Below are 10,350 nucleotides of genomic sequence, written 5' to 3'. Positions count from 1 at the left end.
GTCGATCTGCGCCCGCAGCCGCTCCTGAAAGGTGGGCGGTTTGTTGTCTCCGAGCCATTCCCCGTAATTCTTAAACTTGCCTTTACTCCGGGGCTTCGGATTTTTCACAATCGAAAGCCCGTGTTCCAGACAGATCCGGTCGCTTACCCGCCGGATTGCAAAGGAACTGTTCCAGAAATTCCGAAACTTCCGGGTACAGTCCAGTGACGTTGAATTGTAGTAAATGTGGTTATGGATGTGTGCCTTATCAATGTGCGTTGTTACTAGAAAAGCGTGGTTGCCTTTTGTCCAGCTCATGCCGAGCTCATAGCCGATACGGTTTGCTTCTTCCGGGGTCACTTCTCCGGGTAGGAAGGACTGCCTGATCTGATAGCATAAAATGTCCTCGTCCCATTTCTGCGTCCTGCCTGTTATGGCCTTGTACTTACTCTTGGAAAGCAGAAATTCGGCGTCCACCGTAGCCGGGTCACACTCGTAAGCGGAGATAAGTTCGCCGCCCCGGGTCTTGTCAGGATTTTTGCCGTAGTCAGTACAGTCCTTAATTGCTTCCGCTATCGTTTCCCCGGAGTTGATATGCCGGGTAAAATGGCGGGTAGTTGCCATATCTCACCTCCATTCCATGAAGAACGGCGGCCCCGCAGAGCCGCCGTTTTGCCATTCCTGCTTCGGGCCAACTTGGCCCGAAGTCCCGTCGCCTGTCAGCTTGTGATGAACCGCCGGAGTGAGTAATTCAGTCCGTCCAATATGCTGATGATAAATTCTGCGATAGCTGGGAGCCCATAGGGGGAGAGCAGGAAAGCCAAGACGAGGAACGCCACGCCGCCGACAGGCTGATGTTGGAGCACGAACAGGCCCACGGCAATCAGGGCCAGCACTCCGGAGGCTAAGGACAAAAGCCACCCGGCCATATCAAACAGGAACATCAGCACGGCCACCAGAAGCGACAGAACCAGCAGGAACGGCAACGCAAAAATCTTAAATATCAGTCTCATAGTAACAGCCCCTTTCTTTGTTTTATCCTACTATAATTTTACCATTTCAGGGGCCGGACAACAATGTTGTCGGGATTTTGCAAATCTTGTCCCAGCATACTTCGGGCCAACTTGGCCCGAGGTGTTTCCACATAAAAAAGAGAGGTAGAAGGATATAACCTTTCCTCTCTTTTTACCAATAAAAAAATCTATTTGAGTAATACAATATCTGATATGTTTAATCCACTTTTCAAGAATAGCTTTGACAAATTTGCTTGAAAACAATTTGCATTATAATTATTCTGTTTAACAATAATTAATTTATTTTTAGCACGTGTAACGGAAACATAATGATTATAAACACTCGGCATATCTGAAAGTCTATAATCTTCAGCAAATACAATAACCTGTTCAAATTCCAATCCCTTGGAAGAGTGGAATGTAATTGCAACATGTTGGTATTTATCCGCCTCAAAAGCAACATGGAAACTTTTATCCGAAACAGTTCGATACAATTTACTTAAATGTTCTTCTCTGGTTTGATAACCTAAATATTCTGCCAACTTCTCGACGGCAATATTAAAAGAACCTTCATCATCTTGTGAAAATTCTATATTACTAAGCAACTTTTTGATAGTAGATATAGTTTTTTTACTTTCGTTTCCTTCAACTGGTATTTCTGAAATAACATCATAAGCAGAATACTTTTCTAAAATAAGATACTTCGCAACAGCTGAATATAACCATGCTGTATCGGTAGTTATATCTGCTATTGGAATTTGAGGAATATATTTATATTCTATTCCTGCTATTGATAATGCTTCAGCCCCCAATTTTGCATTTTCATTAGTGTATCGTAATAGAGCCGACTTTTTTCCACTATCTATTTGTGAGATTACTTTGGCGGCCCAATCTGTAGATGTGGGCGTAAGCCATACAATATTCTCAAGATTTTCTGTAGGGCTATAAAGTTTACATGTTTCTTCACAAAGTAAATTGGAATAGTTTTGAATTTGTTTGCATGAACGAAAGTTATCACCCATAAATCTTTTTTCAAAATTAGCTTTCTCCCAAATATCCTTAAATGCTTTTGGATAAGCACCGCGCCATATATAAATGGATTGTTTCTCATCACCAACAATAAAAGTATTAATAAATAATTCATCACATAGGTACATGAAAAATTTATGCATTGATTGATCGCAGTCCTGATATTCATCGATATAAATTTTGAAATATTTTGCTTGCAGATAAAGTTTACAGGCCAAAGATTCCTCTACAATTTCTTGTGCTAAATCAAATATAAAATTTTTTTTAGTATCTTGGTAGGAGCAAAGAACACCCTCCAATCTAATCTTATCAATACCAGCTTGATAAGTGTCTACTTTGGAAGAATAATCTGTGCTCATATCTAAATCAAATTCAGCACCATATACATCTTTCATAAATGGTTTTATTATTTCTTCAATAGCAAAACTATTATTTGTTCCGATAAAATGATTAGTTATATCAACAGAAAGCCTATCCTTTATTTCTTGGGCTGCTTTTATTGTAAAAGTAATTGCAGCAACGACCTTATGGGTGTGATTGTCTTCAATCTCTTTTATAATTTTATTAACCATTGTATGTGTTTTACCAGTGCCGGCACTTGCTCGGACGATTAAATTTCCAGGAATATTAATTATTTCTTCTTGGATTGGAGATAATTTCATTCAGATACCTCCTTGAGACAGGCAAAATTATAGTGTTCATAAATCGTTCGACAATCTGTATCGGAAAGTTTTTCTATTAGCTCTACCATATGATAGTGTTTTGAGTCTTGTAAATAGTCAACCGGTGAAGCTCCTAAATACTTCACTAATTTATCATGTATAGCTTCATCCAAATCGTTTTCCAAATCTACCTTTGAAAGATAAATATGGTATTTGTCTCGTATTTTATCTAAAGATTCAATGTTTTTATTATATAAATCCCTTTTGGCATCTATTGTATTTTCGGAAATTCTTGCTGTTGGAAGGACTTTCTCACCAATAAAATTATTACAACGGGAAAAGCCCAGAACACTATAGTTTTTGCTTGATGGCACACTTCGTAAATCGTTATCTGTTTTGACGACATTCAAAATATTTAATTTATCTAAAAGTGTAAAATATGCTTCAAAACCAATGCCCTTAACTGATAATACATATATTCCATCTGCTTCATAAAACGGATTGATAACTGAAAGGACTTTTTCAAATAACATCTCTTCCGAAGGCCCTTCCACTAACAGAACCCTGTCCGCAAAGATTGCTTCTGCTAAAGAGCGATTTAGCATTTTTCGGTTTTTTTCAAAATTATCTGGCACTTTATAGAATGTGCTGGCACTTGTAATTTTTCGTTCACTATAAATACGGATTAAATTGACATTATCCATTTCATAAAGTACAAAAGGTGAATGTGTCGATACAAATAAATAAGTATACTTGCTATCCGTAAATAAAATTTGTGATAATGCAATCTGCATTGACTTATGTAAATGGTTTTCTGGCTCTTCAACTAAAAATAAATTGATTTTCTTTTCTGCACTTTCGTCTGATAGCAAATCAAAAATTGAATAGGCAAGTAGCTTTTTACGACCTTCTCCGGCAGTAGGATACAAATTATCATCATCATTCTGCTTTATATATGGGATGATATTAGAATATAACCCTTTAACTGCAATTTCCGATTTTACAGAAACTGTTATTCCTTCATTGCGAAATTTTTGGTATTCCGGTGCAATTTTCTTTTCAAATTCCTTGATACCAGACAAAGAGGATATATGTATGTTTAACTGATCTACTGTCCCCTGTATATCATCAAGGATTTCTTGATCCTTTTCGCTTTCATTCTTAATAAGTAAGCTAACATTTTTCTTAAATAATGAGTGTAAATCCACATAAGAATCAATATATATGACGTTAAATACATAATCCAATTCATACAAATAGCCTCTCTGCTTCATTTCATGTAAATGCTCCACGTCTCCGCCCCAATATAATATTGGCAAGGCAAGCATTTCTTGCATATCATATTTTGCTTCAAGTTTAATAAAGACTTTCTTGTGCTCACTTAATAATGCTCCTTTTAACTGGGCGCGTAGCTTTTGACAATCCGTACATGATACATCAGTAATATCAAGGGTGACCATAATTTCTATGGTTTTATCTAATCTTTTATTATGAAAATCAGAATCCATTAAATTGAGCCTGCGAACATCTTTATCAAATATATAACGTAAAGCATAAAGGAAATTAGTCTTACCAACATCATTCAAGCCAAAGAAAATATTTTTGTTTGATAAATCAATATTCACATCTTCAAAATTCCTAAAATTTTTAATCTTTACATTCTCGAATTTCATAAAAAACTCCTTGCTCCGAATACCATAGTTCGGCTGTAATATATAAATTATACCACCTGCCTACAAGATTGGCCATAAAAATACTGTAATTTTGCACCAGCAGGTATAATTGAATTATGGAATATTCACTACTTTTATAGGGATGTGGTAAACAGGCTTTTCAAGATTATTAAAAAATAGGGGAGCGAGGGCCCGGCCCCCGCTCCCCATGCTCACAGCTCCACAATGGCGGATAGCTGTTTCAGTATGTCATTCATGCGCCCCCACAGCTCGGCGTAGTCCTGTTGAAGTCCGGCAATTTCGTCCGAGTATATGCCGTAGGTGTTGGCGTGGATCGCCACCTGATTCAGATTGTTGGAGCACCGCCGTTGCAGGGAAACCAGTTCCCGGACGGGCGAGAGGTCAACATGGAGGATATAGCCGTTTAAGGCCATCTTGCGGACAAAGGCGCTCATGTTGCGGACGCCTGCCTCGTCCATGCGGGCGTGGAGCTGTTCCAGTTCCTCCGGGGATACCATCACATAAAGCGGGATATTCCGCCTACGGCGGGGCATTACCGTTCCTCCCGCTCCCGGCTCCGCTTGTGGTGGGGCGGTTCCTTTACCTTATCCAGCGGCTTTTCCAGTTCAGGGGGAACCGGGGCGGGCGGCGTGTTGTTCAGCACACCGTCAATCATGTTGTAATTCTGTTCAGCGGAGAGCTCCGCCGACTTCAAAGGGTTATCCTTTTCCTGCATGAAATACCTCCTATCTTTCCTCATGGGCGGGGCTGCTTTTCTTTGCGGGCGGTTCCTGATGATCCTTTGCCTGCTTCGAGCCCTTGCGGAGCTGGGCGGCAATCGAAAGTTTTTCTCTGCGCTCCGCCTGTAATTCCTGCATAATTTCAAACCGCTCCGAGAGCTGTTCCGGGGTCACAAAGTCTTTCAGCACATAGGAACCAAAATCCGGGTGGAACCACGTCAGCCGTTTGCGCTCGGAGAAATGGCGGCTGTCCTCCCATTTTCCGAGGGCCTGTGTCTGTTCCTCCATGCGTTTTTTCAGGTCAGGATTTTTCCGGGAGGGTTTCAGTTCGTAGTCCTCCATCTGCTTATCTGTCAACGGCTTTGCGTAAATCAGTTCGCCCCACGCCTGGAAGGCTTCCCCCGGTATGGGAATACGAAAATCACAGTCATAGTTTTTAATCTCCACGGGCTTGTTGTCGGGCGGTTCAGGGAACGTCCACATATCCACTGGCCGCTGTGTAGAGTAGTATTTGTACCCGTCCAAATAATTCCTCCTTTCCGGCTTCGGGCCAAGTTGGCTCGAAGTCCTTACTTGTTACGATTTCCCCCGCAAAACAGGGGTAGGACATAGATTTATATTAAGGCCGCTCAAACCGGGCGCGGAAAGCCCGGAAACACAGGGGTTTTACAGGGCCTAATCGTAACGCCGCCCCCTGTTTTTCTCCCGCTTTTTCCGCATACGCTCCCGGCTCCGGCGGCGGTTGCCCTCGGCCTTGCAGGCTTCGGAGCAGTAGGCTTGCCGTCCCTCGGGGATAAAGGCCCTCCCGCATACGGCGCAGCGCCTTATTTCCGGCCCCGCCGCCTCCCCCGTGAGGGATGTTTCCAGCACCGGGGCCAGAGGCAGTACCGCCGCCCGGAAGTAGCGGCACAGGCTCCCCGTCCACCACTTGCCGAGCATATAGCAGGGGCAGTCCAACGGGAGACAGCCGTATTCGCTGTCATAGTTGGCGCACATACCCGTGACCAGCCGCCGGATTGTTTTCCTCTCGTCACGGGTCAGCTCCCGGCACATTACCGCTTCGGGCCAACTTGGCCCGAAGTCCTGCGGGGCTCTACAATCAGGGTGCGCCGCTTCTTCCTGCAATCGCCGCCGTGCTCCCGGCAGGCGGAGCAGGGCTCCGGGTCGCGCCGGGAGGGCCGGGGAACCTGCTTCATCATTCGCTCATAGGGGCTGTCGGTAAAATTCATTCCCTGTCCTCCTTCCCCGGTTCGTCTCCTTCCTCCGGCTCGTCCTCGTCCCACGGCGGGAGGTCGCTGTCCCCGTCCGGCTCGTCCCCTTCTTCCTCAAAGTCAATTTCTTCCTCGTCCAGATCGGGGGCCTGATGTTTCGGGCGGTATATCTTGAAGTACCAGCCGGCCCCGCCGCCGATGACCGCCACGGCCAGCACCAGAAGGATTGTTCCGATGGGACTGTCTTTCTTTTCGGGCTCCGGGGCCGGGGCGGGTTCCGGCTCGTTGGTAGGCTCCGGCGGCGCAGGTGTTGGCTCCGGTTCCTGCTCCAACGTCTCGGATTCCTTCTCACTTTGCGCGAGGGAGAGCAAATCCTTTTCCGTCACAGCGTCAAGGAAATAGACGTTTTCGCTTGTGCGCTGTTTGTCAATGACAAGAAAGAAAACGTGCTCGTCCGGGGTCTGAATGGTATAAAATTCCTTGCCGTCCTCGTCGGTGGCGTTGTCAACCACTGTGCCGGTTCCCTCCGGGGTGAAGGGCTTCGCGGTGGTGGTTTCCTCCTGTGCGGGCGGGTCCTCCGTGGGCTCGGTACTCTGCGCGTAGGCCGGAAGGGTAAAGACAGGGAGGCAGAGAAAAACGGCGGTCAGCGCCGCCATACAGGATTTAGTTTTCATCATCAGTCGGTTCCTCCTTTCTTTCGCCGGACTTCGGGCCAACTTGGCCCGAAGCGGCAGGGGCCTTTTTCTGCTCCTTCAGGAAGTCGGCCAGCGCGGCGGGCGTCAGGTTGAGAGAACGCACCAGCTCCACAATCTCCGTGTTTTCCAGTTCGGTTTTCTGGCGTTCCAGCTCCCGGAGCCGGGACTGCTGTTCGCTGATTTTCGCCTTGACCTTCTCAATCTCGGCGCATACCTTGTCAATTTTACTGCTCATGCAAAACCTCCTTTTTCAGTTGAGCCGCCCGAAGGCGTAAAAATGTTCCTGCCAGTAGGACGTGTTGATACTGGCATATTTGATGGGGTCGCCACAGTGAATCATCATATTGTCGCCCACATAAATGCCGACGTGGGAGACAGGCCCGGCGCTGTCATAGGTGCGGGTAAAGAAAATCAGATCTCCGGGCCGGGCTTCGTTCTTTGGAATAATGGCGCATTGGTTGTAAATCCCGGTTGCCGTGGTGCGGGGCAGGTTGTAAACGCCGGAATGGGTGTATACCCAGCACACAAAGCCCGAACAGTCAAAACTTGTGCTCGGGGAACTCCCGCCCCATACATAGGGATAGCCCAGATACTTTTCCGCCTCGGCAATCAGGGCGGCAAAATCCGGGTCGGTCAGGGCCTCCCCCGGTATCTCGTAGGAGGGGCCGGGGTCGGTATCGCCGCCCGTGTAGATGTTATCCCACAGATAGGGCTTGTTGCCCTTCGTCCACATGGTAGCCGAATAGAGCTCCTTTTGGTCGGCGGTCAGCCGCTCGTTGATAACCACGGGCAGGGTACGGTTTTTCAGTGTGACGGTGAGAATGTACCACTCATATTCGTGCTCGTCTCCGTCCTCGTCAGTGTAGGTGCGTATTTCCACTGTCTCGGTCAGGGTCAGCTTATACTGCGCGTCAAACACGGCTTGAAGCTCCCCCTGTACCTCGGCGCGGGTGTAGGATTGGAATTTTGCTGTCAGGTAGGAGGCCAGCTCATAGGGGTTGTGGCCCAGTTCGTCCACATGATAGCGGTACTCGTCATAGCCGGGGTGGGTGCTCTCGATATTGGCAATTTCGTCCGCCATCGCCCGCTCTAATGCCGTGTAGTCCTCGTCAGCCCCTAACAGGTCGCTGTCCTCGGAACCGTAGGAAGTGCCTAAAACAGCGTTCATGGCCCCGCCCCCAATCATGCCGGGAAGGGAAGATAAAGCGCCCATCAGCAGCATGACCACCAGAAGGACGGCAAGCACAATCAGGACGCCGACCGGGTGGCGTTTCACAAAGAGGGCCACACGCCGGGCCAGCCTTTCCGTGGTAACGGCGGTTTTCTCCGCCGCCTTTGCGCCCTGCTTCGCCGCCTCCCGCGCCCGCTTGGCATACTCCCGTTTGAGTTTCCACTTCTGCGAAAAGCGGGACAGGGGATTGCTGTATAGCTCCGGGTGCTCCTGCGCGGCGGTGTGAAACGCATAGTCCGCACTGGCTCGGATTTCTTTTTTCTCCCACTTCACCACGCTTCGGGCGTGGCGGATACGCCACCGCCTTTTGGCAAACTGGGACACCTTGTGGATACCTGTCTCGGCCACAAGCTCGGATTTGTGGGCTCCTTCCACGCCCACATTTTCATGCTCCACCTCATGTATTTTGTTATGAGCGTAAATCCATGCCCCGGCGCGGGCGCTTCGGGCCAGCTTGCGGGGAATACCGGGCTCTTTAGGTGGTTTCTGTGCGTCCAGCTTGGCGTGGGCTTTGCCGAGCTTATCCCCGGCTTTTTCAGCCCGCTCCTTTGCCTTCTCTGTCTTTTTTCCTTCCCGTGTCTGCGGCCCTTCGCTGTCTGTTTTGCCGGGGGCTGTTCCTCCCCGGGGCTCCCCGGCGCTGTCTCCGGTTGGCTCCCCTTCACGGCGGAGCCGTTCCGAAGGCCGGGGCCGCTCTTTATCCTGCCGGAATTTCTTCTGCCCCTGTTTCGGGCCAACTTGGCCCGAGGTGGTTTCTTCCCCTGTCCGGCCTGTGCTGTTGCCCGGTTCCCCCTCGTCCTCAAACCGCAGGCGGGAGGAATGCCCCGCCGCCTCCGGCTCCGGGCCGGGCGGGGCCTGTTTCCTTCTGGCGGACTTCGGGCCATGTTGGCCCGAAGTGTCCAGCCTCTTTCCGGGCGTCCGGTCTATCCATTTTGCGATAAAATCAACCTCCTTTCCCTGAAAATGAAATATGCCAGTCAATATCTCTGGACATTGAACTGGCATACCTCTTTGTTAAATTGGGGCTGTGGAATTGGAATGTAAGTGCCGGGGGCGCTCCGCATGGAATAGAACAGGTCTTTATCCTTTGGATAGGCCAGACCTTGATACTCCGGGTAGCTCTGTAAAATCCTCCGCCCACGTTTGGTAAGCGGGTACAGGTAGCGGAACATACGGCCATTGATCTTCTCAATCCCCTTGTACTGGCAGTAGCCAAAAGTCAGCCAGTAGCGTTTTGCCACGCCGTCAAAGGCCGCGTTTTCTTCCAGCAGGAGCCGGGCACTTCGCGGGTGGATTTTCTCCCCGGTCAGGCTGTCCCGGTAAACGCTTGTGGTAAAACTGCCGACATACTGGAAATTGCTGGCCTGATACACATAGCCGCATTTTCCCATGATACCGTCCGCCAGCGTGTAAAGATACAGATAACGTGTGTTGGCTTTCAGCCATTTCACCATCTGGGAAATGACAAGACTTCCGAAGCATTGGGTGTCGTTGAAGTCCGGCAGGAAACACATCTTCCCAATCTCGATATAGTCCGTTGTCCGCAGTACATGGCAGGGAAACAGCTTGCGGATTGTCTGCAAGGGCTGCGTACCCCATCCCAATACTACCACGCCGGATAACTGTCCATCCCTGAAAAAGCCTAAATAAAACCGATTCAGCCGTGGCATGATCTTTGAATAATGGTACTGATGGATAAAGTTGACGGCCTGTTCTTTTGATATTTCCTGTACCGCCGGAGTGAGCTTCGGGCCAACTTGGCCCGAAGTATCCCGGTCATACGCCTGCCGCTTCATCTTTCAAATCCTCCGGGCGGGTGGTTAAGAGCCGGTAAATCTCGGTATTCTGTGGGAACCTGTCGGAGAATGGGATAATCACATTCCCGAAGAATAAGAGCCCTTCGCCGCTGTTGCTGTTGGTGACAAAGGATAACTGGGTGGGGCTGATCCCTAACTGCTTCGCCAAAATCTGTCGGTCACCTTGGGCCTGCGAGAGCATAACGAGAAAGTCGCTGTTTTCAAAGATGTTCTCGATTTCCCGGCTTGCCAAAAGGTCGTAGGGTAGGGTAAAGGCGCCTTGCCGCCGCTGGCGGCAGGTTTCCTACACCCTCCCTCGGAACC

The 10,350-nt window shown here is 48.4% G+C and carries 12 protein-coding genes and 1 pseudogene; all 13 read right to left on the bottom strand.

All coding sequences use genetic code 11. The features are described from left to right. On the bottom strand, positions 1–603 hold a 603-nt coding region (locus tag CLOSYM_RS22120; protein WP_021640578.1), incomplete at its 3' end, for a relaxase/mobilization nuclease domain-containing protein. A 95-nt stretch (positions 604–698) separates the two neighbouring features. Continuing rightward, on the bottom strand, positions 699–992 hold the full coding sequence (locus CLOSYM_RS00835) for a CD1845 family protein (RefSeq protein WP_021640577.1): 294 nt from the start codon (positions 990–992) through the stop codon (positions 699–701). A 188-nt stretch (positions 993–1,180) separates the two neighbouring features. Continuing rightward, positions 1,181–2,683 carry a UvrD-helicase domain-containing protein gene (locus CLOSYM_RS00830; RefSeq protein WP_021640576.1) on the bottom strand — a complete coding sequence of 501 codons (1,503 nt, stop codon included), beginning with the start codon at positions 2,681–2,683 and terminating at the stop codon, positions 1,181–1,183. Further along, positions 2,680–4,356: an ATP-dependent nuclease gene (locus CLOSYM_RS00825; protein ID WP_021640575.1), complete on the bottom strand. Its 1,677-nt coding sequence runs from the start codon at positions 4,354–4,356 to the stop codon at positions 2,680–2,682. Before CLOSYM_RS00825 ends, CLOSYM_RS00830 begins: the two co-directional genes overlap by 4 nt. A gap of 212 nt (positions 4,357–4,568) precedes the next feature. Beyond that, complete coding sequence (locus tag CLOSYM_RS00820) at positions 4,569–4,910, bottom strand: plasmid mobilization protein (RefSeq protein ID WP_021640574.1); 342 nt, start codon at positions 4,908–4,910, stop codon at positions 4,569–4,571. Then, the gene (locus tag CLOSYM_RS00815) at positions 4,910–5,092 is read right to left on the bottom strand and encodes a DUF4316 domain-containing protein (RefSeq protein ID WP_044902020.1); all 183 of its coding nucleotides are present in this window, start codon (positions 5,090–5,092) and stop codon (positions 4,910–4,912) included. The genes CLOSYM_RS00820 and CLOSYM_RS00815 overlap by 1 nt, the downstream gene beginning before the upstream one ends. 10 nt (positions 5,093–5,102) lie before the next feature. After that, entirely contained in the window at positions 5,103–5,621 is a 519-nt protein-coding gene (locus CLOSYM_RS00810) for a defense against restriction DarA-related protein (protein WP_044902019.1), read from the bottom strand. Between the two features lie 150 nt (positions 5,622–5,771). Then, a complete protein-coding gene (locus CLOSYM_RS00805; RefSeq protein ID WP_021640571.1) occupies positions 5,772–6,149 on the bottom strand; it encodes a cysteine-rich VLP protein in 378 nt (125 codons plus the stop codon). 172 nt (positions 6,150–6,321) lie between these two features. Beyond that, a complete protein-coding gene (locus tag CLOSYM_RS00800; protein WP_081697033.1) occupies positions 6,322–6,981 on the bottom strand; it encodes a DUF4366 domain-containing protein in 660 nt (219 codons plus the stop codon). Then, a complete protein-coding gene (locus CLOSYM_RS00795) occupies positions 6,971–7,237 on the bottom strand; it encodes a DUF4315 family protein (RefSeq protein WP_021640568.1) in 267 nt (88 codons plus the stop codon). The genes CLOSYM_RS00800 and CLOSYM_RS00795 overlap by 11 nt, the downstream gene beginning before the upstream one ends. Positions 7,238–7,252: 15 nt before the next feature. Then, the gene (locus tag CLOSYM_RS00790; protein ID WP_021640567.1) at positions 7,253–9,235 is read right to left on the bottom strand and encodes a CD1108 family mobile element protein; all 1,983 of its coding nucleotides are present in this window, start codon (positions 9,233–9,235) and stop codon (positions 7,253–7,255) included. Then, on the bottom strand, positions 9,208–10,026 hold the full coding sequence (locus tag CLOSYM_RS00785) for a Mom family adenine methylcarbamoylation protein (RefSeq protein ID WP_021640566.1): 819 nt from the start codon (positions 10,024–10,026) through the stop codon (positions 9,208–9,210). Before CLOSYM_RS00785 ends, CLOSYM_RS00790 begins: the two co-directional genes overlap by 28 nt. Next, positions 10,007–10,285, bottom strand: a pseudogene (locus CLOSYM_RS00780) (VirB4-like conjugal transfer ATPase, CD1110 family); the annotation flags it as partial. The pseudogene CLOSYM_RS00780 and the gene CLOSYM_RS00785, both read right to left, overlap by 20 nt. Between the last annotated feature and the right edge of the window lie 65 nt (positions 10,286–10,350).

The organism is [Clostridium] symbiosum ATCC 14940 (assembly GCF_000466485.1).
In the GTDB taxonomy this organism is placed as follows: domain Bacteria; phylum Bacillota; class Clostridia; order Lachnospirales; family Lachnospiraceae; genus Otoolea; species Otoolea symbiosa.
This window is presented reverse-complemented; position numbering and strand designations above follow the sequence as displayed.

Bases quoted from the DNA above. Each gene is read 5' to 3' on its own strand.
- CLOSYM_RS00785 (WP_021640566.1), bottom strand. From the start codon at position 10,026: ATGAAGCGGCAGGCGTATGACCGGGATACTTCGGGCCAAGTTGGCCCG.
- CLOSYM_RS00800 (WP_081697033.1), bottom strand. From the start codon at position 6,981: ATGAAAACTAAATCCTGTATGGCGGCGCTGACCGCCGTTTTTCTCTGC.
- CLOSYM_RS00825 (WP_021640575.1), bottom strand. From the start codon at position 4,356: ATGAAATTCGAGAATGTAAAGATTAAAAATTTTAGGAATTTTGAAGAT.
- CLOSYM_RS00805 (WP_021640571.1), bottom strand. From the start codon at position 6,149: ATGTGCCGGGAGCTGACCCGTGACGAGAGGAAAACAATCCGGCGGCTG.
- CLOSYM_RS00830 (WP_021640576.1), bottom strand. From the start codon at position 2,683: ATGAAATTATCTCCAATCCAAGAAGAAATAATTAATATTCCTGGAAAT.
- CLOSYM_RS00815 (WP_044902020.1), bottom strand. From the start codon at position 5,092: ATGCAGGAAAAGGATAACCCTTTGAAGTCGGCGGAGCTCTCCGCTGAA.
- CLOSYM_RS00790 (WP_021640567.1), bottom strand. From the start codon at position 9,235: ATGCCAGTTCAATGTCCAGAGATATTGACTGGCATATTTCATTTTCAG.
- CLOSYM_RS00820 (WP_021640574.1), bottom strand. From the start codon at position 4,910: ATGCCCCGCCGTAGGCGGAATATCCCGCTTTATGTGATGGTATCCCCG.
- CLOSYM_RS00795 (WP_021640568.1), bottom strand. From the start codon at position 7,237: ATGAGCAGTAAAATTGACAAGGTATGCGCCGAGATTGAGAAGGTCAAG.
- CLOSYM_RS00835 (WP_021640577.1), bottom strand. From the start codon at position 992: ATGAGACTGATATTTAAGATTTTTGCGTTGCCGTTCCTGCTGGTTCTG.